The organism is Sanguibacter hominis ATCC BAA-789 (assembly GCF_012396185.1).
Lineage (GTDB): Bacteria > Actinomycetota > Actinomycetes > Actinomycetales > Cellulomonadaceae > Flavimobilis > Flavimobilis hominis.
On sequence record NZ_JAAXOW010000002.1, the window covers coordinates 1 to 25,443 of the forward strand.

Below are 25,443 nucleotides of genomic sequence, written 5' to 3' on the forward strand. Positions count from 1 at the left end.
GAGGGAAACGCCCGGTCCCATTCCGAACCCGGAAGCTAAGCCTCTCAGCGCCGATGGTACTGCCCTGGAGACGGGGTGGGAGAGTAGGACGCCGCCGGACAACCATTCACCAAAGGCCCACCCCCGATCGGGGTGGGCCTTTGGCGTACCCAGACAACCCCGGCCTAGGCTGAACATGTGAGGTCGCCTGCGGCGGCGGGTTCAATCTATTGCGGGCGCTGGGCGGTTCGACGGCGGCGTCAAGGCGCGCTGAGGGTCCGTGCCTTGTGGGGGCCGGACGTCGCCTCAGCACCAACTAGACTGGTTCCATGTCCTCACTCTCCCGTGACGAGGTGGCGCGCGTCGCCGAGCTGGCGCGCATCGACCTCAGCCCAGAACATGTCGACAAGCTGGCCAGTGAGCTCGCCGTCATCGTGACCGCGATCGAGAAGGTCAGCACGGTCGCCACGGCCGACGTCCCCGCGACGAGCCACCCGCTGCCGCTGACGAACGTCTTCCGTGAAGACGTGCCCGTCGCGCCCCTCAGCCAGGAGGCCGCGCTCTCAGGGGCACCCGCCCACGAGGACGGCCGATTCCTCGTTCCCCAGATCCTCGGAGAAGAGTGACCATGGACCTCACCCGACTCTCGGCAGCCAAGCTGGCCGAGCTTCTCGCCGCGGGCACCGTGACCTCTGTCGAGGTCACGCAGGCCCACCTCGACCGGATCGACGCCGTCGACGGCCAGGTGCACGCCTTCCTCCACATCTCTGACGCCGAAGCGCTCAAGACCGCTGCGGACGTCGACGCACGCCGGGCTGCGGGGGAGAGGCTCCACCCCCTCGCAGGCGTGCCGATCGCCATCAAGGACGTCGTCGTCACCGAGGGGCTCCCCACCACTGCTGGATCCAAGATCCTCGACGGCTGGATCCCGCCCTACGACGCGACCCTCATCGAGCGGATCAAGGACGCAGGGCTGCCCATCCTCGGGAAGACCAACATGGACGAGTTTGCGATGGGGTCGTCGACGGAGCACTCCGCCTACGGCAACACGCACAACCCCTGGGACCTCGACCGGATCCCCGGCGGCTCCGGCGGTGGTTCCGCCGCCGCCGTCGCCGCATTCGAGGCGCCCCTCGCGATCGGCACCGACACCGGTGGTTCCATCCGGCAGCCGGGCGCAGTCACCGGCACCGTCGGGGTGAAGCCCACGTACGGCTCCGTCTCGCGCTACGGCCTCATCGCCATGGCATCGTCGCTCGACCAGGCAGGACCGGTCACGCGGACCGTCCTCGACTCCGCTCTGCTCCACGAGCTCATCGGCGGTCACGACCCGCGCGACTCGACGTCGATCGACGAGCCGCTCCCGAACCTCGTGGAGGCCGCGCGCCAGGGTGCGCTCGGCGATCTGACCGGGCTGCGCGTCGGCATCGTCAAGGAGCTCTCCGGCGATGGATACCAGGACGGGGTGAGCGCCCGCTTCGCTGAGTCGGTCGCTCTCCTCGAGAAGGCGGGTGCGACCGTCGTCGAGGTCTCCTGCCCCCACTTCGAGTACGCGCTCGCCGCGTACTACCTGATCATGCCGTCCGAGGCGTCCAGCAACCTCGCCAAGTTCGACGGCATGCGTTTCGGGCTTCGTGTCGAACCCACCGACGGCCCTGCGACCGCGGAGCGCGTCATGTCCGCGACCCGCGGCGCCGGCTTCGGCGACGAGGTCAAGCGCCGCGTCATCCTCGGCACCTACGCTCTGTCGGCCGGGTACTACGACGCCTACTACGGCAGCGCGCAGAAGGTCCGTACGCTCATCCAGCGTGACTTCGACTCCGCGTTCGAGGTCGCCGACGTGCTCGTCTCGCCGACCGCCCCGACGACGGCCTTCAAGCTGGGGGAGAAGCTCGACGACCCGCTCGCGATGTACCTCAACGACGTCGCCACGATCCCCGCGAACCTCGCAGGCATCCCCGGGATCTCCGTCCCGAACGGCCTGTCTGACGACGGGCTTCCCGTCGGCTTCCAGATCCTCGCGCCGGCGAAGGCCGACGATCGTCTGTACCGCGTCGGTGCGGCCCTCGAGGCCGCACTCGAGAACACGTGGGGTGCGCCGCTGATCGCGCAGGCCCCGGAACTGGAGATCGCACGATGAGCGCCACCACCGTCGACCTCGTCGCGTACGACGACGCGGTCCGCCGCTACGACCCCGTGATCGGCATCGAGGTGCACGTCGAGCTCGGGACTCGTACCAAGATGTTCTGCGCCGCCGAGGTCGAGTTCGGCGGCGAGCCGAACTCTCAGACCACGCCGGTCTCGCTCGGCCTCCCCGGTGCCTTGCCCGTCGTCAACCGCACCGCGGTCGAGTACGCGATCCGCATCGGCCTCGCGCTCAACTGCGAGATCGCCGAGTCGTGCCGGTTCGCGCGGAAGAACTACTTCTACCCGGACGTGCCGAAGAACTTCCAGACGTCCCAGTACGACGAGCCGATCGCGTTCGACGGTCACCTCGACGTCGAGCTGGACGACGGCTCGGTGTTCCGTGTCGAGATCGAGCGCGCCCACATGGAGGAGGACGCAGGCAAGAACACGCACGTCGGTGGCTCCACCGGCCGGATCCACGGAGCCGAGTACTCGCTCGTCGACTACAACCGTGCAGGCATCCCGCTCGTCGAGATCGTGACGCGTCCGATCGTCGGCGCAGGTGACCGCGCGCCCGAGGTCGCGCGCGCCTACGTCCAGACGCTGCGCGACATCTTCCGCGCTCTCGACGTCTCCGAGGCCCGCATGGAGCGCGGCAACGTCCGCGCCGACGTCAACCTCTCGCTCCGCGCGACGCCCGAGTCGCCGCTCGGCACGCGTACCGAGACCAAGAACGTCAACTCGTTCCGGTCGATCGAACGTGCCGTCCGTTACGAGGTCTCCCGCCAGGCCGCAGTGCTCGACGCGGGCGAGACGATCATCCAGGAGACCCGGCACTGGCACGAGGACACCGGCATCACGACGTCGGGCCGTGTGAAGTCCGACGCCGAGGACTACCGGTACTTCCCCGAGCCTGACCTCGTCCCCGTCGCGCCCAGCCGCGAATGGGTCGAGGAGATCCGCACGAGCCTCCCGGAGATGCCCGTCGCACGCCGCAACCGGCTGCAGGCCGAGTGGGGCTATGCCGACCCGGAGATGCGCGACGTCGTCAACGCGGGCGCACTCGACCTCATCGAGGCGACGGTCGCCGCCGGCACGAGCGCCGCCGCCGCTCGCAAGTGGTGGATGGGCGAGCTCGCCCGACGCGCCAAGACCGACGAGATCGAGCTCGAGCAGCTGCCCGTCACCCCGCAGCAGATCGTCGAGCTCCAGCAGCTCGTCGACGACGGGAAGATCAACGACAAGATCGCGCGCCAGGTGCTCGAGGGCATCCTCGCGGGCGAGGGCAGCGCCGCACAGATCGTCGCGGACCGCGGCCTCGAGGTCGTCTCCGACGACGGTCCGCTCCTCGCCGTCATCGACGAGGTGCTCGCTGCGCAGCCCGACATCGTCGAGAAGATCAAGAGCGGTAACCTCGGCCCGATCGGTGCCGTCATCGGAGCCGTCATGAAGGCGACCCGCGGGCAGGCCGACGCCGGTCGCGTCCGCGAGCTGGTGCTCGAGAGGATCGGCTGAGCGATGGTCGCCGGCCCCGAGAGACTCGGTGAGATGGTGCGTCTGCGGCCTATGCGGCCGTCGGATGCGCCGCGCCTGGGCGAGCTCGTCCAAGACCCCGAGGCGATGCGTCTCACCGGGTCTACCCGGACGTACACACCCGAGGAGATCCAGCGGTGGCTCGACGAGGCGCCGACGCTCGATGGCCGCTACGACTGGGCGATCACGTCGGCCGTGCAGCGCGACGGCGTGTTCGTCGCCGACGAGATGTTCGGCGAGATCGTCCTTGACGAGATCGACGCCGAGAACTCGACGGCCAACCTGCGCCTCAACCTCCTGCCCAACTATCGGGGGAGGGGTTACGGCCGCGAGGCGATCGCGCACGTCCTGACGTTCGCGTTCGCGCCGGACGGGCTCGGCCTGCACCGGGTCTCGTTGCGCGTGCTGAGCATCAACCCGCGTGCACGCATGCTCTACGAGTCGCTCGGCTTCACGGTCGAGGGCACGCTGCGCGAAGCCGTGCGCGACGGCGAGGGGTGGGCCGACCTCGTCGTCATGGGCATCCTCGCCGACGAGCACGAGGAGCCGGGCCCGCAGGACGACGTCGCGCTCTGACACGCCACACCTGAACGACACGCAGTCGAAGGACGCCGCGACCTCACGGTCGCGGCGTCCTTCGCGTGACTGGCCCGTGCGGCAGAGCCCGACGGCGATCACGGGACGAAACGCCAGCCGCTCAGCCGAACCACGGCGCTGTCCTCGAGCGGACCTCTTTCGGCTGTCGCGACAGCGGGCCCAGTGCGACGCTGGGGACATGGAACCTCTCGACACCGCCCGGGCCCAGGAAGCCGTCTACGACGCCGGCTGGCGCGTCGTCGCAGGAGCGATCCGCGCCCGGTTCACCACCGGCACGTTCGTCCGCGGCGTCCAGCTCGTCGAACGGCTCACCGCCGCGGCCGAGGCGCAGCAGCACCATCCCGACGTCACGTTGCGGTACACGCACGTCGACGTCGCGCTCACGACGCACGACGTCGGGGCGATCACCTCCGCCGACGTCGACCTCGCGCTCGTCATCTCCCAGATCGCCCAGGACCTCGGCGTCGCGACGAGCCAGGCGCCGGGCGTCGTCGAGATCGGGATCGACGTCATGGTCAGCGGCGCCGTCGCCCCGTTCTGGCGCGCAGTCCTGGGCTACGAGGGCGACGACGAAGACCTCGCCGACCCGCTCGGCGCGCTCCCCGGGGTCTGGTTCCAGCAGATGGATGAGCCGCGGCCGCAGCGCAACCGCATCCACCTCGACGTGTACGTGCCCCACGACGAGGTGCAGGCGCGGCTCGACGCCGCGCTCGCCGCGGGCGGGACGCTCGTCACCGACCGCTTCGCGCCGTCGTGGTGGGTCGTCGCCGACGCCGAGGGGAACGAGGCATGCCTGTGCACCTGGCAGCCGCGCGCGAGCCAGGGGTCGCAGGACGAGGGGTGAGAGGACCACGCTCCGGACGCTGACTTCGAGCGCCGCGCGTCAGCCGTAGGGTTGGGCGACCGGCATGTCGACGTGAGTGCCGAGCAACATCGAGGAGCTGACCTGCATGAGCCGTCCGCTGCGTTCCCGGACCTCCACCCACGGCCGCAACATGTCCGGCGCCCGCGCGCTCTGGCGCGCGACCGGCATGGGCTCGGAGGACTTCGGCAAGCCGATCATCGCGATCGCCAACTCGTACACGCAGTTCGTACCCGGTCACGTCCACCTCAAGGACATGGGTGACCTCGTCGCGAGCGCGATCGTGGAGGCCGGCGGCGTCGCCAAGGAGTTCAACACGATCGCCGTCGATGATGGGATCGCGATGGGCCACGGCGGCATGCTCTACTCGCTCCCGAGCCGCGACCTGATCGCCGACTCGGTCGAGTACATGGTCAACGCGCACTGCGCCGACGCGATCGTCTGCATCTCCAACTGCGACAAGATCACGCCGGGCATGCTCAACGCCGCGCTGCGCCTCAACATCCCCGTCATCTTCGTGTCGGGCGGGCCCATGGAGGCGGGCAAGGCTGTCGTGGCCGACGGCGTCGCACGCACCCCGCTCAACCTGGTCAACGCGATCAACTACGCGGCCGACGACGACGTGTCCGACGATGCGCTCGCCAAGGTCGAGGAGAACGCCTGCCCCACGTGCGGCTCGTGCTCCGGCATGTTCACCGCCAACTCGATGAACTGCCTGACCGAGGCCCTCGGCCTCTCGCTCCCCGGCAACGGCTCGACGCTCGCGACGCACGCCGCCCGCAAGGAGCTCTTCCTCGAGGCCGGTCGCACGATCGTCGAGCTCGCGAAGCGCTACTACGACGACGAGGATGACTCGGCTGCGCCGCGCTCGATCGCGACCAAGGCGGCGTTCGCGAACGCGATGACGCTCGACGTCGCGATGGGTGGCTCGACCAACACGGTCCTGCACATCCTCGCGGCCGCCCAGGAGGCGGAGGTCGACTTCACGCTCGCCGACATCGAGGACATCTCGCGTCGCGTGCCGTGCCTGTCCAAGGTCGCGCCGAACCACCCGGCGTACCACATGGAGGACGTGCACCGTGCTGGCGGGATCCCTGCGCTCCTCGGCGAGCTCGACCGCGCCGGCCTGCTCGACCACGACGTGACGTCCGTGCACACGCCGACGCTGCGCGAGTGGCTCGACGACTGGGACGTCCGCGGCGGCAAGGCCACCGAGCGTGCGGTCGAGCTGTTCCACGCTGCCCCCGGCGGCGTGCGCACGACGCAGGCGTTCTCGACGTCCAACCGCTGGGAGTCCCTCGACACCGATGCGGCCGGAGGCTGCATCCGCGACCTCGAGCACGCCTACACCGTCGAGGGTGGCCTCGCCGTCCTGCGCGGCAACCTCGCCGAGGACGGCGCCGTCTTCAAGACGGCGGGCGTCGACCCGGACGTCTTCCACTTCGTCGGACGGGCACTCGTCTGCGAGTCCCAGGACGAGGCGGTCGAGAAGATCCTCACCAAGCAGGTCCAGCCCGGCCACGTCGTCGTCGTGCGCTACGAGGGCCCCGCCGGCGGCCCGGGCATGCAGGAGATGCTCTACCCGACGTCGTTCATCAAGGGCCGCGGCCTGGGCAAGGTGTGCGCACTGATCACCGACGGTCGCTTCTCGGGAGGGTCGTCGGGCATCTCGATCGGACACGTCTCGCCGGAGGCCGCCGCGGGCGGCCTCATCGGCCTCGTCGAGGACGACGACGAGATCGAGATCGACGTCGACACCCGAGTCATCCGCCTCAACGTCCCCGACGAGGTGCTCGCCGAGCGCCGCGCCAAGATGGAGGCGTCCGAGAACCCGTGGCAGCCCAAGGACCGTGACCGCTACGTGTCGCCCGCACTGCAGGCGTACGCCGCGATGGCGACGTCTGCGGACCGTGGCGCCGTGCGCGACGTGTCGCTGCTGCGCCGCCGCTGACACGCTCCTCGACAGGCCCGGACCGCTTCGGCGGACCCGGGCCTGTCCGTGTCCCCGGGCGCTGACGTCCCCGGGCAGGGCGCGGGCTGCTGCACCTGTGGCCTCGCGAGGGCATGCGGGTGATACTCGCGGTATGGCGAGCGACGACGCGATCGACATCAAGCCCAGGTCACGGCAGGTCACGGACGGGATCGAGGCGACGGCCTCGCGCGGGATGCTCCGCGCCGTCGGCATGGGCGACCACGACTGGGACAAGCCGCAGATCGGCGTCGCGAGCTCGTGGAACGAGATCACTCCGTGCAACCTGTCGCTCGACCGCCTCGCGAAGGCCGTGAAGAACGGCGTCCATGCGGGCGGCGGCTACCCACTCGAGTTCGGGACCATCTCCGTCTCCGACGGCATCTCGATGGGCCACGAGGGCATGCACTTCTCGCTCGTCTCGCGCGACGTCATCGCGGACTCCGTCGAGACCGTGATGATGGCTGAGCGGCTCGACGGCTCAGTCCTCCTCGCGGGGTGCGACAAGTCGCTGCCCGGCATGCTCATGGCCGCCGCGCGGCTCGACCTCGCGTCCGTCTTCCTCTACGCCGGCACGATCGCTCCCGGGTGGGTCAAGCTCGAGGACGGCACCGAGAAGGACGTGACCCTGATCGATGCCTTCGAGGCGGTCGGAGCGTGCGCGCGCGGCCTCATGAGCACGGAGGACCTGGGCCGCATCGAGCGCGCGATCTGCCCGGGGGAGGGCGCGTGCGGGGGCATGTACACGGCGAACACGATGGCGTCTGTGGCCGAGGCGATGGGCATGTCGCTGCCCGGCTCAGCGGCACCGCCCTCGGCGGACCGGCGTCGTGACTCGTTCGCTCAGCGCTCGGGCGAGGCGGTCGTCGAGCTGCTGCGACGGGGGATCACCGCGCGGCAGATCATGACGAAGGAAGCGTTCGAGAACGCCATCGCCGTCGTCATGGCGTTCGGCGGCTCGACGAACGCCGTCCTGCACCTCCTTGCGATCGCCCACGAGGCCGAGGTCGACCTGACGCTCGACGACTTCCGCCGCGTCGCCGCCAAGGTGCCGCACCTGGGCGACCTCAAGCCGTTCGGCCGTTACGTCATGGCGGACGTCGACCGGATCGGGGGAGTGCCTGTCGTCATGAAGGCGCTGCTCGACGCCGGGCTCCTCCACGGCGACTGCCTCACCGTCACCGGCCGCACCGTCGCGGAGAACCTCGCGGACGTCGCGCCGCCTGACCCTGACGGCAAGATCCTGCGTGCGCTCGACAACCCGATCCACCGCACGGGCGGCATCACGATCCTCGAGGGCTCGCTCGCACCCGACGGCGCCGTCGTGAAGTCCGCCGGCTTCGACACCGACGTGTTCGAGGGCACCGCGCGCGTCTTCGAGCGTGAGCGCGCCGCGCTCGACGCCCTCGAGGACGGCGCGATCCAGGCGGGCGACGTCGTTGTCATCCGCTACGAAGGTCCGAAGGGCGGGCCCGGCATGCGGGAGATGCTCGCGATCACCGGTGCGATCAAGGGTGCCGGGCTCGGCAAGGACGTCCTGCTGCTCACCGACGGTCGGTTCTCCGGCGGGACGACCGGCCTGTGCGTCGGGCACGTCGCACCCGAGGCCGTTGACGCCGGCCCCATCGCGTTCGTGCGCGACGGCGACAGGATCCGCCTCGACGTCGCGAACGCGCGGCTCGACCTGCTCGTGGACGACTCCGAGCTTGCCGCCCGCAGGGAAGGGTGGGCGCCGCTGCCCCCGCGCTTCACGCGCGGCGTCCTCGCGCGGTACGCGAAGCTCGTCCAGTCCGCGTCGACAGGGGCGGTGCTCGCCTGAGGTCGCGCGGCAGGTGCCTGCCGCTCAGGTCCGACCGCCTCCCGCGGATGCGCACGTCTTAGGGCGTGAGACCCGCGTGCCTGGTGTGTGACATCAGAGAGGGGGAGGCGTAGTGTGTCGAGCGTGCAGACGATCCTCGTAGTACTTCCCGGGCGCGCAGCCTGACACCGGACACCACCGGTCGCAGCCGCGCGCTCACCCCTCGAACGGCCCCACCCGGGCGCGAGGGGCTTTTTTATGCCTCGGAATGCCTGCCACACACGGCAGGGACCCGGGCAGTCCTCGAAAGTCACAGCACCACAGCCAGGGAGTAACCGATGGTCCAGGGTTCCCACCCGACGCCGCAGGCGGCGGGAGCAGTCCCGAAGCCCGCGCCCTCACCGACGCAGGCCGCCGGCGCCCACGAGCGCTCGAGGACGAGCGTCCCAGCGCGCGAGGAGATGACCGGCGCCGAGGCGATCGTCCGGTCGCTCGAGGCCGCGGGAGCGGACACTGTGTTCGGGATCCCGGGCGGGGCGATCCTCCCGACCTACGACCCGCTCATGGACTCGACCAAGCTGCGTCACATCCTCGTGCGGCACGAGCAGGGCGGCGGTCACGCGGCCCAGGGCTACGCGTACACCTCGGGCAAGGTGGGCGTCTGCATGGCGACCTCGGGCCCGGGCGCCACGAACCTCGTCACCCCGATCGCCGACGCCAACATGGACTCCGTGCCTCTCGTCGCGATCACGGGCCAGGTCGGAGCGAGCTTCATCGGGACGGACGCGTTCCAGGAAGCCGACATCGTCGGCATCACGATGCCCGTCTCGAAGCACAACTTCCTCGTCACCAACCCCGACGACATCCCGCGCACGATCGCCGAGGCGTTCCACATCGCGCGCACCGGCCGTCCCGGACCCGTCCTCGTCGACATCGCCAAGTCCGCGATGCAGTCCCGGACCATGTTCGAGTGGCCCACCGAGCTCTCCCTGCCTGGGTACCACCCGGTCACCAAGCCCCACACGAAGCAGATCCGCGAGGCCGCGAAGCTGCTCGCGACCGCGCGCAGGCCCGTCCTGTACGTCGGCGGCGGCGCGATCCGCTCCGGTGCGTCCGCCGAGCTGCGCAAGCTCGTCGACCTGTCAGGCGCGGCTGTGGTCACGACCCTCATGGCGCGCGGTGCCGTCCCTGACTCGCACCCCCAGAACCTCGGCATGCCCGGCATGCACGGCACCGTGCCGGCAGTCGCCGCGCTGCAGCGGGCCGACCTCGTCGTCGCGCTCGGTGCACGGTTCGACGACCGCGTCACCGGCAAGCTCTCGTCCTTCGCTCCCGGCGCCCAGATCATCCACGCGGACATCGACCCCGCGGAGATCGGCAAGAACCGCGTCGTCGACGTCCCGATCGTCGGCGATCTCAAGGAGATCATCGCGGACCTCGTCCCCGAGCTCGCCGCCGAGCACGAGAAGCACGGCAAGCCAGACCTCGAGGCCTGGTGGCGCCAGCTCGACGACTGGCGCGAGACGTACCCGCTCGGATACACGCCGACCGACGACGGCGCCCTGGCGCCGCAGGCCGTCATCGCCAAGCTCGGCGAGATGGCCGGCCCGGAGGCTGTCTACGTCGCGGGCGTGGGCCAGCACCAGATGTGGGCCGCGCAGTTCATCCGCTACGAGCGCCCCAACGCCTGGCTCAACTCCGGCGGCCTGGGCACGATGGGCTTCTCGATCCCCGCCGCGATGGGCGCCAAGGTCGGCGACCCGGACCGCGAGGTGTGGGCGATCGACGGCGACGGCTGCTTCCAGATGACCAACCAGGAGCTCGCGACCTGCACGATCAACGAGATCCCGATCAAGGTCGCGCTCATCAACAACTCGTCGCTCGGCATGGTCCGCCAGTGGCAGACCCTCTTCTACGAGAAGCGCTACTCCAACACCGACCTGCACACCGGGTCGGGCACGGCGCGAGTGCCGGACTTCGTCAAGCTCGCGGACGCGTACGGGTGCGTCGGCATCCGCGTCGAGCACGCCTCCGAGGTCGAGGCCGCGATCAAGCGCGCCAGGGAGATCGACGACCAGCCGGTCGTCATCGACTTCAACGTCTCACGCGACGCGATGGTCTGGCCGATGGTCGCCGCAGGCGTGAGCAACGACGACATCCAGTACGCGCGCGGCATCTCGCCCGCGTGGGACCGTGAAGACTGAGAAGGGAACCCCACGATGACCCGGCACACCCTCTCCGTCCTCGTCGAGAACAAGCCCGGCGTGCTCACGCGCGTCGCTGGCCTGTTCGCCCGGCGCTCGTTCAACATCCACTCCCTGGCCGTCGGCCCGACCGAGCACGAGGAGATCTCGCGCATCACGGTCGTCGTCGACGTCGACGAGCTCCCGCTCGAACAGGTGACGAAGCAGCTCAACAAGCTCATCAACGTCATCAAGATCGTCGAGCTCGACCCGGGTGCCTCCGTCCAGCGCGAGCTGCTGCTCGTCAAGGTCAAGGCCGACACCTCGAGCCGCGGGCACGTCCTGCAGGTCGTCGAGCTGTTCCGCGCGCACGTCGTCGACGTCGTCACGGACGCCGTGACGATCGAGGCGACCGGCAACCCCGACAAGCTGCGCGCGCTCCTCGCGGCGCTCGAGCCGTTCGGCATCCGCGAGATCGTCAAGTCCGGGACCGTCGGCATCGGCCGCGGCTCCCGCTCGATCACCGACCGGGCGCTCGAGCGCGTCTCACGCCTCGCATGATCAACCCGCCGTCGGGCACGGTCCGGTAAGACTGGTCCTGACGGTGACGCACGAACTCCCGCAACACGAGTCACGACAACAAGGAGAACTACGGTGGCTGAGCTTTTCTACGACGACGACGCCGACCTGTCCATCATCCAGGGCAAGAAGGTCGCGATCGTCGGCTACGGCTCGCAGGGTCACGCCCACGCGCAGAACCTGCGTGACTCGGGCGTCGAGGTCGTCATCGCGCTCAAGGAGGGGTCGAAGTCGATCGCCAAGGCGTCCGACGACGGCTTCGAGGTCAAGACGGTGTCCGACGCCGCCGCGTGGGCCGACCTCATCATGATCCTGGCTCCGGACCAGCACCAGCGCTCGATCTACGCGAACGAGATCCAGCAGCACCTCACCGAGGGCAAGACGCTCGCCTTCGCGCACGGCTTCAACATCCGCTTCGGCTACATCGAGACCCCTGAGGGCGTCGACGTCATCCTGGTCGCGCCGAAGGCCCCGGGCCACACGGTGCGCCGCGAGTATGTCGCGGGCCGCGGCATCCCGGACATCATCGCCGTCGAGAAGGACGCCTCGGGCAACGCCTGGGCGACGGCGCTCTCCTACGCGAAGGCGATCGGCGGCACGCGTGCCGGCGTCATCAAGACGACCTTCACCGAGGAGACCGAGACCGACCTGTTCGGTGAGCAGGCCGTCCTGTGCGGTGGCACCTCGCAGCTCGTCCAGTACGGGTTCGAGGTCCTCACCGAGGCTGGCTACCAGCCGCAGATCGCCTACTTCGAGGTTCTCCACGAGCTCAAGCTCATCGTCGACCTCATGTGGGAGGGCGGCATCGCCAAGCAGCGCTGGTCTGTCTCCGACACCGCAGAGTATGGCGACTACGTCTCCGGCCCGCGAGTCATCACCCCCGAGGTGAAGGAGAACATGAAGGCCGTCCTCGCAGACATCCAGTCGGGTGCCTTCGCGGAGCGCTTCATCAACGACCAGGACGCGGGCGCTCCCGAGTTCACGCAGCTGCGCGAGAAGGCGGCCCAGCACCCGATCGAGACGGTCGGCCGTGAGCTCCGCTCCCTCTTCGCGTGGAAGCAGCAGGACGCCGACTACGTGGAGGGCTCGGCCGCGCGCTGACCCATCGATCGTCCGACGGCCCGTCCGCACCTCGGTGCGGACGGGCCGTCGCCCGCTCTGGGCGTCCAGCGGGGCGAGCTAGACGGTGATCGACGGGTCGGCGAGAGAGTCTGAGAGGTCGCGCACGAAGCGGCCGGTCGTCGTGCCGTCCTCGTCGAGCGCGACGAGCGCACCGTCGACGTCGAACGTGAGCGCGACAGATGAAGCGAGCGCCCGGCCGACGTCGAACCCGCCGCACCCGATCTCCGTCTGAGCCCAGGTCCCGGTGCGGAACCAGCCGCTCGGTTCGAGCAGCCACACGCTGCCCTGCCCGTTGCAGCCGTCGCTCCCCGCCCAGGTGCCGTCTGCGCGGAGCTCGAGCCACGCGGCGTCGGGGTTGGCCGGCGAGTGCCGGTCCGGGTACCACCGTCCGGTCACCTCGTCCTCAGCCGCGGGTGTCAGGCCCGCGGGTGTCTCGATCGCCGGTGCGGTCAGCGTCGCCTCGACCTCGTCGGTGAGCACCGGATCGTCGGCCAGCTCTGGTGCGATCGAGTCGTGCACCGGGGGAGTGCCGCCACGCTCGAGGGTTGCGAGACGCGTGCCGTCAGCGCCCTCGAGAATGAGCCTCTCGCCGTCAGCGTCAAGGGTCGTGGCCGCCTCGAGCCAGGGGAGGCCAGCATCGACGTCGCACGCACCCCCGCCGCCCTGGAGCCGGACGCGCAGCCGGCCGGTGGGGCCGACGAGCGCCGCGTAGTCGAGCGTGCCGCACTCGCGCCACAGCGTCGCGTACGACCCGTCGAGCTGGAGGACAGAGCCCTCGAAGGGCGCGGAGACGTCGTGCACCGTCCACGTGCCGACGGCGTGGGCGGCGAGCGGCAGCGGCGTCGCCCGCGTGCCAGGGCCGGAGCCTGCTGGCAGTAGCGCCGGGTCGGCGCACGCCCCGAGGAGCGCGAAGAGGGCGAAGACTCGCAGGAGGCGTGACTGTGCGCGTGGCCGGCGGGCGCGGGTTCGCATGTCTGTCCTGTGTCGCCGAGGCGGATCTTCTTGCGCGACCCCGCTCATGCGGCGGAGCCGGGCTTCCGGGCCGTCGAGCCGGACGCTGCACGGCCCGAGAGACGCACTCGACTGCCGGAACGATCTGTCTCAGAATTTGGTGAGACGGTCGTCCGCGCGGGTTCCCGCACGGCGTAGCATTCCGGCATGACGCGCAACATCAATCTCGCAGTCGTCGCTGGAGACGGCATCGGTATCGAGGTCGTCGAGCAGGGCCTCAAGGTCCTCGAGGCCGCCCTCGCCTCGTCCGACGTGAAGGTCGACCAGACCGCCTTCAACCTCGGTGCGAAGCGCTGGCACGCGACCGGCGAGACCCTCACCGACGAGGACCTCGCCGCGATCCGCACGCACGACGCGATCCTGCTCGGCGCCATCGGCGACCCGACGGTGCCGTCGGGCGTGCTCGAGCGCGGGCTCCTCCTCAAGCTGCGCTTCAGCCTCGACCACTACGTCAACCTCCGCCCTGGCAAGCTCTACCCGGGCGTGCAGTCGCCGCTCGCCAACCCTGGCGAGATCGACTTCGTAGTCGTCCGCGAGGGCACCGAGGGGCCGTACGTCGGCAACGGCGGGTCCATCCGCACCGGGACGCCGCACGAGGTCGCCAACGAGGTGTCCGTGAACACCGCGTTCGGCGTCGAGCGCGTCGTCCGCGACGCCTTCGCCCGCGCCCAGGCGCGTCCCCGCAAGCACCTCACGCTCGTGCACAAGCACAACGTCCTCGTGCACGCGGGCCACCTGTGGCGCCGCACGGTCGAGGCCGTCAACGCCGAGTTCCCTGACGTCACGACGGACTACCTGCACGTCGACGCGGCCACCATCTTCCTGACGACCAACCCGTCGCGCTTCGACGTGATCGTCACGGACAACCTCTTCGGCGACATCCTCACCGACCAGGCCGCGGCCATCACCGGCGGCATCGGGCTCGCAGCGTCCGCGAACATCAACCCGGACCGCACCGCCCCGTCCATGTTCGAGCCGGTCCACGGCTCGGCGCCCGATATCGCGGGACAGGGCAAGGCGGACCCCACCGCCACCGTCCTGTCGGTCGCGATGCTGCTCGCCCACCTGGGCTACGACGCCGAGTCGGCGAAGGTCGAGGCGGCCGTCGCGGCTGACCTCGCCGAGCGGGCCGGACGAGTACGGTCGACGGCCGAGATCGGCACCGACCTCGCACAGCGCGTGGCCGACTGACCCTTCCGGGTCAGTGCCCTCGGCCGTCTTCACCGGGTAACGTCCGTTGTGGCGGGCTGCGCGCCGTGCGCGCCCGCCGGGTGAAAGGCCATCAAGATGAGCAACACCAGCACCACCACCGCATCGCTGTCCGACGCCGCGGCGGCTTTCGACGTCCGCCTCACGGACACGCCCACGCCTGCCGAGCAGCGCGAGGCGAGTCTTGCGGCGCCGAAGTTCGGCACCGTGTTCACGGACCACATGGCACGCATCAGGTGGACGGCCGAGGGAGGCTGGGCCGACCGCCGCGTGGAGAAGTACGGTCCTCTGCGGCTCGATCCCGCGGCTGCCGTCCTGCACTACGGGCAGGAGATCTTCGAAGGGCTCAAGGCGTACCGCCACGCAGACGGCTCGGTGTGGACCTTCCGTCCCGAGGCTAACGCCGCGCGGTTCGCCGCCTCGGCTCGTCGCCTAGCTCTGCCAGAGCTCTCCACCGAGGACTTCCTCGGGTCTCTCGAGGCGCTCGTGCGGGCGGACCTTGCGTGGATACCGTCGGGGGACGAGGCGAGCCTGTACCTTCGTCCGTTCATGTACGCCTCCGAGACCTTCCTCGGGGTGCGTGCCTCGCGCGAGGTCGAGTACCTCGTGATCGCCTCACCGGTCGGTCCGTACTTCGCCAAGGGCGTCAACCCGGTCTCGATCTGGGTGGCACAGGACTTCCATCGCGCTGGCGCCGGCGGCACCGGTGCTGCGAAGTGCGGTGGCAACTACGCTGCGAGCCTTCTGCCGCAGCAGGAAGCCGCCGACAAGGGCTGCGACCAGGTCGCTTTCCTCGACGCGTCAACGAACACCGCGCTCGAAGAGCTCGGGGGCATGAACCTGTTCGTCGTGGGTGCGGACCGCACCGTGTCGACGCCAGCGCTCACCGGCTCGATCCTCGAAGGGGTCACGCGTCGCTCGATCCTCGAGCTCGTGGCCGACCGTGGCTACGACGTCCAGGAGCGCACCATCACCCTCGCGGAGGTTCGCCAGGGCCTCGAGGACGGATCGATCCTCGAGCTCTTCGCGTGCGGGACAGCCGCTGTGCTCACACCGATTGGGCGGCTCGCGGGGGAGGGCTTCGACCTCAAGGTCGGCGACGGTACCTCAGGTGAGCTGACCATGTCCGTGCGTGAAGAGCTGACGGACATCCAGAACGGCAAGCGTCCCGACACGCGCGGGTGGATGCACCGCCTCGCCTGACGCGCAGACGACAGGAGCGCCCGGGCTCGTCCTCACGGACGGCCCGGGCGCTCCTGTCGTACCGAGGCGGAGGTCAGCGGACCTTCGCGACCGTGGACTTGTACGCCGGGGCGTACTTCGCCTTGGTGACCTTGAAGTAGAGCTTGTCGCCCTTGCGCAGGTTCTTGACGCTGAACTTCGCAGACGAGCGGTAGCCGTCCTCGCGAAGCTTCTTGGTCGAGTGCTTGACGTACTTCTTCTTGCCCTTCTTCTTCACGTAGAGGGTCGCCTTGGCGCCACGCTGGTAGTCGGGCGCGCGGAGCGTGAGCTTCGCGGTCTGACCCGCACGCCAGTACGAGGAGGCGAGGCTGGTCTCGCTGACGGAGACCTTCTTGTTGGCGTAGACCGTGAACTTCGCGGTGGCCATCTTGGTGCTCTCGACGTACTGGCTTCCGACGTAGGCCAACTGCTTGACCGGGAACGTCACCGAGTAGACGCCGGGGGATGTCGAGGCCGAGACGCGGATCGTCGCTGTGATCTTCGAGCCGGGGACCGGGTTCGAATCCTTGGCCACGTTGACCACGTAGGGCTTGTTGGGGCTGGCGACTCGTGAGCTCACGAGCTTCAGCTCGGGGTAGCTCGCCAAGTACCAGAGGCCGACGCCGTCGCCGTTCTTGTCCGAGTAGCCGCCGTCGCTAGCGGTGCCGGAGAACGTGGCGGTGATCTTGAAGCTCTTCCCGCCGGACGTCGAGGAGGTCGTGACCTTGCCGGGGTTGCTGGCGATGGTCACCGCGTGGGTGCGCGCGACCGCAGCCTGCGCCGGGGTGGTCGCCACGAGCGCGGCGCCCGCGGTGAGCGCAAGCGTGGTCCCGAGCGCGAAGGCGCGCCTAGTCAGTGTCTTCATGCTGTCCCTGTCGTTCAGCGGGGCCCCTGCCCCGCGGTCTTGCTGGATATGACATGAGCGGCTCCTGCCACTGGCGAAGACAGTGATGCGGAGCGTGATGCGCGCGGCGACAACCCGCAGCTCGGGCGGCGACGCGCGACGAGGAAGGAGATCTCAGGGTTCAAGACTCAGCGGAGGTGGCCACCTGCGGCCCGTGCGCGGGCCGCAGGTGGGGCGGAGGGCTGCTTCTGGATAAGCCGCCCCCCCGCCCGGACGCTATGCGGTCACCGTGACGGTGATCCACGACGAGTGGACGTAGTCGTCGAACGCGTAGCCGGGGGTGTAGAACGCCTTGAACTTGTGGGTTCCCACCGGAAGCTTCTCAGCGACGCGGGCGAGCCAGGACGAGGAGAACGAGAACTTCCCGTCCTGGACGCCCGTCATCGTGATGTAGTCGGGCGAGGAAGCCCCGCCCTTGGTCTTGCCGTTGCGGTAGATGTCGACGTAGCCCTTCTTGGCGGGCTTGCCCTTGTACTTGACCGTGCCCGTGAGCTTCTGACCCTCGGCTGCGACCGGGTCGAGGTTGAAGCCGTACGGGTCAGACTTGGAGACCGTGAACTCCGCCTTCGTGACCTTGAGCGCGGAGTTGTGGACCGTGATCTTGACGGACTTCGACGCCTTGCCGTACTTCGCCGTGATCTTGTGCTTGCCGACCTTGAGGCTCGACTTCAGGCGGATCGTGGCCTTGCCCTTCTTGAGCTTGACCGTCTTGATCTTCTTCTTGCCGTCGAAGAAGGTGACCTTTCCGCTTGCAGCCTTGCTGCCCTTCTTCACGGCGACCGTGATCTTCGGGCCGGTCTGGCCGTGGTGGAAGGACTTGGCGGACGCCTTGATCGCGATCTTCGTGCCAGCCTTGGCGGTCGCGACCTTGGCCGTCGCAACGGCGGTCGCGGGCGCTGCCGTGCTGACGGGGGCGGCCGAGGCGGTGGCGGGCAGTGCGCCGACCGAGAGAGCAAGGGCTGCTGCGACCGTGACGGCGCGCTTTGCGAGATTCTTCATGGGTTCCCTGTCGTTCTGCGGGGCTTGCCCCGGGTGTGCTGGGGGGTAGGTGCGTCTCCTGCCCGTCGCGAAGATACTGTTCATGCGTTCGATGCGCGCGTCGAGAACCGGCAAACCGGACAGTGTGCCCGGAAAACGGCCTCCGCTCTCAGGATTCGAGACTCACGGGATGCTGCCCGACGCTCGCGGGACGGCGTTCCGGGATGCGACCGGTGCTCTCGAGCGGGCAGGTGCGTGTGGCATCATGGCCGTGTGATCGACCTCACCGTGATTATCGACTAGCGCGCCCGGCACCACCTATGCCGAGCGCGCTGACCCTCCGTCCTCCGGGGGGTCTTTTTGTTGGACCGCTGCAGGTCGGTGCCTCGCGCGGCGCCGGACTCGATGTGAAGAGAGCGACCGATGAGCTTCCACGTGTACGACACCACCCTGCGCGACGGCGCGCAGCAGGAAGGCATGAACCTGTCCGTGACGGACAAGCTCGCGATCGCGCCCCTGCTCGACGAGCTGGGCGTCGGCTTCATCGAGGGCGGCTGGCCCGGCGCGGTTCCCAAGGACACCGAGTTCTTCGCACGTGCGGCGAGCGAGCTGAAGCTCAAGAATGCTGTGCTGGCCGCGTTCGGCGCGACGCGAAAGGTCGGCGTCAAGGTCGAGGAGGACCCCCAGGTCCGCGCGCTGCTCGACTCCCAGGCGCCCGTCGTCACGCTCGTCGCGAAGTCTGACGTGCGCCACGTCGAGCGTGCCCTGCGGACGACCGCCGAGGAGAACCTCGCGATGATCGAAGACACGGTCCGGTTCCTCACGAGCGAGGGGCGCCGGGTCTTCGTCGACGCCGAGCACTTCTTCGACGGCTACCGCTTCGACCGGACGGCCTCCCTCGCGGCTGTCGCAGCCGCCTTCGAGGCGGGCGCCGAGGTCGTCGCGCTGTGCGACACGAACGGCGGGATGCTACCCGGCTGGGTCGGCGAGATCGTCGCGGACGTCCGTGACGCCGTCGGGCTGGACCATCGGCTAGGGGTGCACGCCCACAACGACACGGGTTGCGCCGTCGCGAACTCGCTCGCCGCGGTCGAGGCCGGCGCGAGCCACGTCCAGGGCACCGTCAACGGCTACGGCGAGCGCACCGGCAACGCCGACCTCATCACGGTCGTCGCGAACCTCGAGCTCAAGCACGGGCGCGCCCTGCTCGCCGGGCGCGGTCTCGCGGAGGCGAGCCGCATCGCGCACGCCATCTCCGAGCTGACCAACATCTCGCCCTACGCGCGCCAGCCGTACGTCGGCGCGAGCGCCTTCGCTCACAAGGCTGGCCTGCACGCGAGCGCGATCAAGGTGGACCCGGACCTCTATCAGCACATCGACCCGCGCGCCGTCGGCAACGACATGCGGATGCTCATCTCCGACATGGCCGGTCGCGCATCGATCGAGCTCAAGGGTCGCGAGCTCGGCTTCGACCTCGCCGGTCAGAGCGACGTCCTATCCCGGGTGACGAACCGCATCAAGGACGCCGAGGCGAACGGCTACACGTACGACGCCGCGGACGCGTCGTTCGAGCTCATCCTCCGCGAGGAGGTCACCGGCGAGCGTCCCGCGTACTTCACGGTCGAGTCGTGGCGCTCGATCGTCGAGCGCACCGGCAGCCGCGGCACCGAGACTGCCTCCGAGGCGACCGTGAAGCTCCGTGCCGGAGGCGAGCGCATCGTCTCGACGGGCGAAGGCAACGGTCCCGTGAACGCGCTCGACCAGGCGCTGCGTCAGGCGCTCGGCCGTGTCTACCCGGAGATCGAGAAGTTCGAGCTGATCGACTTCAAGGTGCGCATCCTCGACCAGACGCACGGCACCGACGCGATCACGCGCGTCCTCATCGAGACGACGGACGGCGAGCGGTCGTGGTCGACCGTCGGCGTCGGTCCGAACCTGCTCGAGGCGTCCTGGGAGGCGCTCACGGACTCCGCGATCTTCGGCTTGCTCAAGTCGGGCGTGAGCCCGCGCTGAGGTGCTCGAGCCCGTGACCGACGCCACGGTGGCCGCCCGCCGGGGCGGGCTTAGGCTTGGTGACCGTGAGAGGCGAATACAAGGTCCCAGGTGGCAAGCTCGTCGCGGTCGACGTCGAGACGACCGACGAGGGTGAGGCAGGTCCGGCGCGGCTGACGCACGTCGCGATCTCGGGCGACTTCTTCCTCGAGCCCGACACGGCTCTCGAGGACATCGACGCCGCGCTGCTCGGCATGCCGGCCACCGCCGGCGTCGGGCAGCTCGCGAGCGCGATCGAGGGAGCTCTCGGTGACGACGTCACGATGATCGGCTTCACGGCCGAGGCCGTCGCGATCGCCGTGCGCCGCGCGCTCGGCCACGCGACCGGTTGGCACGACCACACGTTCGAGATCGTGCACGAGCCCGCCCAGTCGCCCGCGATGCACATGGCGCTCGACCAGGCGCTCGCAGAGTCGGTCGATGCCGGCGAGCGCAGGCCCACCCTGCGGATCTGGGAGTGGGGCGCCCCCGCCGTCGTGATCGGGTCGTTCCAGTCCCTCAAGAACGAGGTCGACCCGGAGGGTGCCGAGAAGCACGGGATCACGGTCGTGCGTCGGATCTCCGGTGGCGGCGCGATGTTCATCGAGCCGGGCAACACGATCACGTACTCGCTCACGGTTCCGGGCTCGCTCGTCGAGGGGCTGAGCTTCGAGCAGTCCTACGCGTTCCTCGACGACTGGGTCCTCGGCGCCCTCGGCGAGCTCGGTATCAAGGCGACCTACCAGCCGCTCAACGACATCGCGTCGCCCGCAGGGAAGATCGCGGGCGCGGCGCAGAAGCGCCTGGTGGGCGGCTCCGTGCTGCACCACGTGACGATGGCCTACGACATCGACGCGGACAAGATGCTCGAGGTGCTGCGCATCGGCCGCGAGAAGATGAGCGACAAGGGTACGAAGAGCGCGAACAAGCGCGTCGACCCGCTGCGCTCGCAGTCGGGGATGTCCCGCGCGGACGTCATCGAGGCGTTCAAGGCGCACTTCCGGTCGCGCTACGACGCGGTCGAGGGTGGGGTCACGGACGCCGAGCGTGCTCGCGCGGAGGAGCTCGTCGAGACGAAGTTCGGCACGCAGGAGTGGACCGCGCGCGTCCCGTGACGCGCTGCGGCCGAGAACGACGAGAGGGGCACGCGCCGCGGCGCGTGCCCCTCTCGTCGTGCGTGAGGTTCAGTGCCGCCGGCCCTGGACGACGTACGCGACGATCGCGACGGCGAGGAGCGCGTAGAGCAGGATCGTGAGGGTCGGGAGTGCGGGCGCCCCGACCGCCACCGCGGCCGTCGCGATCGCGGAGGCCGGCAGGGAGACGACGCCCACGATCGCGAGCGCTGCCGTCGCTACGGCGTCGTCGCGCTCGTCGCCGGTCCGCGTGAAGACACGGTCGAGCGTCGACGTCGACTCGGGGCGCCGCATGGCTCGCCACGCGGCGAGCGCGAACCCGACGAGCACGGCGCTGCCGCCGACGGCCGCTCCACGCCCCATGTCGCCGGGACCGTAGCGGTTCAGGATGAGCACGAGCGGGACGAGGACCGCGGTCGCTGCGAGCAGGCCGACGCTCGCCTTGAGGACGAGCTTGCGCTGATCAGTCGACATGGAAGATCTCCTCGATGGTGGTGCCGAAGCGGCGGGCGATGGCGAAGGCGAGGGGGAGCGAGGGGTCGTACTTCCCGGTCTCGATCGAGTTGACGGTCTGGCGGGAGACGCCCAGCTCGGCGCCGAGCGCCGCCTGCGAGAGTCCTTCGGCCTCGCGGAGCGCACGGACGTCGTTGCGCATCACGCGCCCTCGGTGCGCCCGGCCTCGAGGCCGAGGCGAGCGCGCACGCCTGGGTGGCGTCCGGCGAGGAGCGCGACGATGCCGACGACGACCCCGGTGACGATGCCCGCGACCGTCGGTGCGGACAGGAGCGTGCCGGCCTCCGCCTGCCGGACGAGGCCAACTACCCCGATGAGGAGCAGGGGTGCGGTGGTGAGGGTGAGCTGTGAGCGGTTCATCGGGACCTCCGGTGTCAAGGACGCTTGATACGTCAAGCATGCTTGACAGGGTTGGGTGTGTCAAGGTCGCTTGACGCCACGAGCTGCGCGCGTACCCGCACGGACCGGCGGGCCGAAGTGTCAGCCCGCGACCGGGCGGGCGCCGAGGATCGCCGTGCCGACGCGCACGATCGTGGCGCCCTCGGCGATCGCGAGCTCGAGGTCGGCGCTCATGCCCATGCTCAGCTCGGTCGCCTCCTCGGTGCCGGGCGCACCGGACGCGAGCACGGCGTCGCGCAGCTCGCGCAGGCGGGCGTAGCCCGCTCGGACGAGCGCCGCGTCGCGGGAGTTCGCACCGATCGTCATGAGGCCGCGCAGGCGCAGCCCCGGCACAACGGCGACGGCCGTCGCGAGCGCGACCGCGTCGTCGGGCGTCGCGCCCGCCTTGGTCTCCTCGCCCGACACGTTGACCTGCACGAGCACGTCGAGAGTGCGGCCCGCGGCCGCGGCCCGGGACCCGAGAGCCTGCGCGAGCGACAGGGAGTCGACCGTCTCGACGCACGTGACGACGTCGCCCGCCCGCAGCAGGGCGTTGATCTTGTTCGACTGCAGCCGGCCGATCATGTGCACGCGGGGTCGCTCAGCGAGAGCGGCGAGCGTCGGCGCCTTCGCGGCGACGTCCTGGACGCGGCTCTCCCCGAGGAGGGCAGCGCCGGCCCGGACAGCCTCGACCGTCCGCTCCGTCGTCACGGTCTTCGTCGCGACGACGAGCGCGACGTCCTGCGGGTCGCGTCCGGCGGTCGCGCACGCGGACTCGATCCGCGCCGTGACCTGCGCGATCGCGGCGGAGATCGCTTCGGTGTTCATGACGGTCCATGGTAGTCGCGCGGGTCCATGCACCATGATGGGCCCATGACGCAGACGGCAGCCGGCGCCCAGACCCGTGAGCGCGGCGCAGCCCCGACACCGGCTCCCACCTCCGCGTGGCCTGCCGCCGCGCTCGCGGCCGTCGCGTTCGGCGCCTACCTGACGCTCAGCCTCGCGCGGTGGAACCGCTGGGACACCCCGAGCTGGGACAACGCGATCTTCGAGCAGGGCATCCGCGGATGGGCCGGGCCTGGCTGGCCGATCGTCGACATCAAGGGGCACGAGTTCAACCAGCTCGGCGACCACTTCTCGCCGATCATCGCGCTCGTCGCGCCGTTCTACCGCGTGTTCCCGTCGCCCGTGACGCTGCTCGTCGCGCAGTGCGTGCTCGTCGCGATCTCGGTCGTGCCGCTGACCGTCCTCGCGCGCCGTCGGCTGGGCGCTGTGCCCGGCCTGCTGGTCGGTGCCGCGTACGCCTCGTCGTGGGGCGTGCAGTCGGCGATCGACGTGCAGTTCCACGAGTACGCGTTCGCCGCACCGATCCTCGCCTTCGGCCTCAAGGCCGCCCTCGAGAAGCGGTGGACGCCCGCGTGCGTCTGGATCGCCCTCCTGCTGCTCGTCAAGGAGGACATGGGCCTGACCGTGGCCGGCTTCGGGGCGGTGCTGTGGCTCTGGGGGGAACGCCGCCGCGCGTGGCAGATGGTCGCGATCGGGCTCGGGGGCATGGCCCTCGTCCTCGGGGCGGTCATCCCGCTGTTCAACCCGCGTCACCAGTACGACTACTGGGGCAAGCTCGGTGAGGACGGCGGCGACACTGCTACATCTGCGGGTTCGCTCCTCGCGGGCCTGTGGCGGATCGTCACCCACTTCTTCGTCCCCGGGCAGAAGATCACGACGCTCCTGCTCATCGTCGTGATCTCGGGGCTCGTTGCCCTGCGCTCGCCGCTCCTGCTCATGATCGTGCCCACGATGGTGTGGCGGTACGCGGGCTCGACCGAGTTCTACTGGGGGCCGACCTGGCACTACTCGCTCATCCTCATGCCGATCGTGTTCGTCGCAGCGATCGACGGATGCGAGCGGCTCCTCGGGTCACGCTCGCGCGTGCTGCGCGGGTACGGACGCGCGGCACCGGTCGTGATGGTGCTCGTGAGCGCCGCGCTGCTGCCGTCGTTCCCGCTCGGCGATCTCGCGCGCCCCAGCACGTACGAGGTCCCTGAGCACGCCGCCGCCGGGGCCGCAGCCCTGGCGACGATCCCGCCAGGCTCGTCCGTGACGACGGACCTCGGGCTGATCGTCCGGCTCGCGACGGAGCACCGTGCCTACTGGGTCGGCACCGACGGGAACCCGGCGACCGACTACGTCGCGATCCGCACCGAGCACGGCTGGGGCCCGGACGGCCCGACCGACGCGGCCGAGTACGCCGAGCTGCTCTACCCTGGGCACACCTACGAGACGGTGTTCGACGACGGCGGCTACCTCGTCGCCCGCCGCACCTCCTGACCACGCCCACCCTCTCGAGAGGACATTCGTGCGCACGATCCTGAACGTCGTCTGGCTCGTCTTCGCCGGGTTCTGGCTCGCGGTCGGCTACCTCGTCGCCGGGGTGATCTGCTGCCTGCTGATCGTCACCATCCCGTTCGGCATCGCCTCGTTCCGCATCGCGAGCTACGTCTTGTGGCCGTTCGGTCGGACCGTCGTGCCCAAGCCCGGCATGCGGGTGGGTGCGACCATCGGGAACGTGATCTGGGTGCTCGTCGCCGGCTGGTGGCTCGCGCTCGAGCACCTCGTCACCGGCATCGCCCTGTGCGTGACGATCATCGGCATCCCGATGGGCATCGCGTGCTTCAAGCTCATCCCGGTGTCGCTCGTCCCGCTCGGCAAGGACATCGTGCCGACCGCCCGCGCAGGGTTCTGAACTGGGGCGCACGAGTGCCTAGCGGCGTGCCCCCTGACCGATCGGCGCGACGACCGCGCCCGTCAGCGCGACGAGGTCACCGGGCGCGAGGCTGAGGTCGAGGCCGCGCCGCCCGCCCGAGACGAGCACCGTCTCGTGCTCGAGGGCGCTGTCGTCGACGACCGTGCGCAGCCGCTGGCGCTGGCCGAGCGGCGAGATCCCGCCGACGACATAGCCCGTCGCGCGCTCCGCGGCGGCAGGCTCGGCCATGACCGCCTTCTTCGCGCCGACCGCGTGCGCGAGCGCCTTGAGGTTGAGCTGCCCGGAGACGGGGACGACACCAACCACGAGTGCGCCGTCGGCCACCGCGAGGAGCGTCTTGAACACCCTCGCCGGGTCGACGCCGATCGCGTGCGCGGCCTCGAGGCCGTAGCCGAGATCGCTGCGCGGGTCGTGCTCGTACGCGTGCACGGTGTGGGCCACGCCCGCGGCCTCGAGAGCCGCGACCGCCGGGGTCCCGCCGCGTGCTGCGCCCGACTTCTTCGCCATGCGAGCGACGATATCCGTTCGGGGCGCCACGGTCTGACGTGGTTT

At 69.9% G+C, this 25,443-nt stretch carries 24 protein-coding genes and 1 rRNA gene; 17 read left to right on the forward strand and 8 right to left on the reverse strand.

What is annotated here, in order from left to right:
- The 11 genes from rrf to ilvC all read left to right on the forward strand — a co-directional run.
- Positions 1–100 (forward strand): 5S ribosomal RNA (rrf, locus tag HF995_RS06500); the annotation flags it as partial.
- Positions 101–308: 208 nt separating this feature from the next.
- Positions 309–605: an Asp-tRNA(Asn)/Glu-tRNA(Gln) amidotransferase subunit GatC gene (gatC, locus tag HF995_RS06505; RefSeq protein ID WP_168447032.1), complete on the forward strand. Its 297-nt coding sequence runs from the start codon at positions 309–311 to the stop codon at positions 603–605.
- Positions 606–607: 2 nt separating this feature from the next.
- On the forward strand, positions 608–2,119 hold the full coding sequence (gene gatA, locus HF995_RS06510) for an Asp-tRNA(Asn)/Glu-tRNA(Gln) amidotransferase subunit GatA (protein WP_168447033.1): 1,512 nt from the start codon (positions 608–610) through the stop codon (positions 2,117–2,119).
- Complete coding sequence (gene gatB, locus HF995_RS06515; RefSeq protein WP_168447034.1) at positions 2,116–3,621, forward strand: Asp-tRNA(Asn)/Glu-tRNA(Gln) amidotransferase subunit GatB; 1,506 nt, start codon at positions 2,116–2,118, stop codon at positions 3,619–3,621. The genes gatA and gatB overlap by 4 nt, the downstream gene beginning before the upstream one ends.
- A 3-nt stretch (positions 3,622–3,624) precedes the next feature.
- A complete protein-coding gene (locus HF995_RS06520) occupies positions 3,625–4,215 on the forward strand; it encodes a GNAT family N-acetyltransferase (RefSeq protein ID WP_168447035.1) in 591 nt (196 codons plus the stop codon).
- 199 nt (positions 4,216–4,414) lie between these two features.
- A complete protein-coding gene (locus HF995_RS06525; RefSeq protein ID WP_168447036.1) occupies positions 4,415–5,080 on the forward strand; it encodes a 4a-hydroxytetrahydrobiopterin dehydratase in 666 nt (221 codons plus the stop codon).
- Positions 5,081–5,186: 106 nt separating this feature from the next.
- Positions 5,187–7,049 (forward strand): dihydroxy-acid dehydratase, encoded by a 1,863-nt coding sequence (gene ilvD / locus HF995_RS06530; RefSeq protein ID WP_168447037.1) that lies wholly within the window; start codon positions 5,187–5,189, stop codon positions 7,047–7,049.
- A 133-nt stretch (positions 7,050–7,182) separates the two neighbouring features.
- Complete coding sequence (gene ilvD / locus HF995_RS06535; protein WP_168447038.1) at positions 7,183–8,886, forward strand: dihydroxy-acid dehydratase; 1,704 nt, start codon at positions 7,183–7,185, stop codon at positions 8,884–8,886.
- A 317-nt stretch (positions 8,887–9,203) separates the two neighbouring features.
- Positions 9,204–11,069, forward strand: a complete 1,866-nt coding sequence (locus HF995_RS06540) for an acetolactate synthase large subunit (protein WP_168447039.1) — start codon at positions 9,204–9,206, stop codon at positions 11,067–11,069.
- Between the two features lie 15 nt (positions 11,070–11,084).
- Complete coding sequence (ilvN, locus tag HF995_RS06545) at positions 11,085–11,609, forward strand: acetolactate synthase small subunit (RefSeq protein WP_168447040.1); 525 nt, start codon at positions 11,085–11,087, stop codon at positions 11,607–11,609.
- A 93-nt stretch (positions 11,610–11,702) separates the two neighbouring features.
- Entirely contained in the window at positions 11,703–12,728 is a 1,026-nt protein-coding gene (gene ilvC / locus HF995_RS06550; protein ID WP_168447041.1) for a ketol-acid reductoisomerase, read from the forward strand.
- A gap of 78 nt (positions 12,729–12,806) precedes the next feature.
- Here the strand turns inward: ilvC and HF995_RS06555 are convergent, their stop codons facing one another.
- Positions 12,807–13,721 (reverse strand): hypothetical protein, encoded by a 915-nt coding sequence (locus HF995_RS06555; RefSeq protein ID WP_168447042.1) that lies wholly within the window; start codon positions 13,719–13,721, stop codon positions 12,807–12,809.
- 186 nt (positions 13,722–13,907) lie between these two features.
- Here HF995_RS06555 and HF995_RS06560 point away from each other — a divergent pair, with 186 nt between their 5' ends.
- Together HF995_RS06560 and HF995_RS06565 are read left to right on the forward strand one after the other, a co-directional pair.
- Entirely contained in the window at positions 13,908–14,951 is a 1,044-nt protein-coding gene (locus HF995_RS06560) for a 3-isopropylmalate dehydrogenase (protein WP_168447043.1), read from the forward strand.
- 96 nt (positions 14,952–15,047) lie between these two features.
- Positions 15,048–16,172: a branched-chain amino acid aminotransferase gene (locus HF995_RS06565; RefSeq protein ID WP_168447044.1), complete on the forward strand. Its 1,125-nt coding sequence runs from the start codon at positions 15,048–15,050 to the stop codon at positions 16,170–16,172.
- A 73-nt stretch (positions 16,173–16,245) separates the two neighbouring features.
- Here the strand turns inward: HF995_RS06565 and HF995_RS06570 are convergent, their stop codons facing one another.
- Positions 16,246–17,055 (reverse strand): hypothetical protein, encoded by an 810-nt coding sequence (locus HF995_RS06570; RefSeq protein WP_168447045.1) that lies wholly within the window; start codon positions 17,053–17,055, stop codon positions 16,246–16,248.
- Positions 17,056–17,310: 255 nt separating this feature from the next.
- Positions 17,311–18,093: an Ig-like domain repeat protein gene (locus HF995_RS06575; protein WP_168447046.1), complete on the reverse strand. Its 783-nt coding sequence runs from the start codon at positions 18,091–18,093 to the stop codon at positions 17,311–17,313.
- Positions 18,094–18,495: 402 nt separating this feature from the next.
- On the opposite strand from HF995_RS06575, the gene cimA reads away from it, so the two are divergent.
- Both cimA and lplAB read left to right on the forward strand, forming a co-directional pair.
- Positions 18,496–20,085, forward strand: coding sequence for a citramalate synthase (cimA, locus tag HF995_RS06580; RefSeq protein ID WP_168447047.1), 1,590 nt, complete (start codon positions 18,496–18,498; stop codon positions 20,083–20,085).
- A gap of 65 nt (positions 20,086–20,150) precedes the next feature.
- Positions 20,151–21,218, forward strand: a complete 1,068-nt coding sequence (lplAB, locus tag HF995_RS06585) for a lipoate-protein ligase LplAB (protein ID WP_168447048.1) — start codon at positions 20,151–20,153, stop codon at positions 21,216–21,218.
- A 69-nt stretch (positions 21,219–21,287) separates the two neighbouring features.
- Here the strand turns inward: lplAB and HF995_RS06590 are convergent, their stop codons facing one another.
- From HF995_RS06590 to HF995_RS06605, 4 genes are all read right to left on the reverse strand, one after another.
- Positions 21,288–21,710 carry a hypothetical protein gene (locus HF995_RS06590; protein ID WP_168447049.1) on the reverse strand — a complete coding sequence of 141 codons (423 nt, stop codon included), beginning with the start codon at positions 21,708–21,710 and terminating at the stop codon, positions 21,288–21,290.
- Positions 21,700–21,891, reverse strand: a complete 192-nt coding sequence (locus tag HF995_RS06595; RefSeq protein WP_098458760.1) for a helix-turn-helix transcriptional regulator — start codon at positions 21,889–21,891, stop codon at positions 21,700–21,702. The genes HF995_RS06590 and HF995_RS06595 overlap by 11 nt, the downstream gene beginning before the upstream one ends.
- Entirely contained in the window at positions 21,891–22,109 is a 219-nt protein-coding gene (locus HF995_RS06600; RefSeq protein ID WP_168447050.1) for a hypothetical protein, read from the reverse strand. Before HF995_RS06600 ends, HF995_RS06595 begins: the two co-directional genes overlap by 1 nt.
- A 120-nt stretch (positions 22,110–22,229) precedes the next feature.
- On the reverse strand, positions 22,230–22,955 hold the full coding sequence (locus HF995_RS06605) for a YggS family pyridoxal phosphate-dependent enzyme (protein WP_168447051.1): 726 nt from the start codon (positions 22,953–22,955) through the stop codon (positions 22,230–22,232).
- A gap of 45 nt (positions 22,956–23,000) precedes the next feature.
- On the opposite strand from HF995_RS06605, the gene HF995_RS06610 reads away from it, so the two are divergent.
- Both HF995_RS06610 and HF995_RS06615 read left to right on the forward strand, forming a co-directional pair.
- Positions 23,001–24,455, forward strand: coding sequence for a DUF2079 domain-containing protein (locus tag HF995_RS06610; RefSeq protein ID WP_168447052.1), 1,455 nt, complete (start codon positions 23,001–23,003; stop codon positions 24,453–24,455).
- Positions 24,456–24,483: 28 nt separating this feature from the next.
- Positions 24,484–24,870 (forward strand): YccF domain-containing protein, encoded by a 387-nt coding sequence (locus tag HF995_RS06615; protein ID WP_168447053.1) that lies wholly within the window; start codon positions 24,484–24,486, stop codon positions 24,868–24,870.
- An 18-nt stretch (positions 24,871–24,888) separates the two neighbouring features.
- Here HF995_RS06615 and ybaK read toward each other — a convergent pair whose 3' ends face one another.
- Positions 24,889–25,398, reverse strand: coding sequence for a Cys-tRNA(Pro) deacylase (ybaK, locus tag HF995_RS06620; protein ID WP_168447054.1), 510 nt, complete (start codon positions 25,396–25,398; stop codon positions 24,889–24,891).
- Positions 25,399–25,443 lie beyond the last annotated feature (45 nt).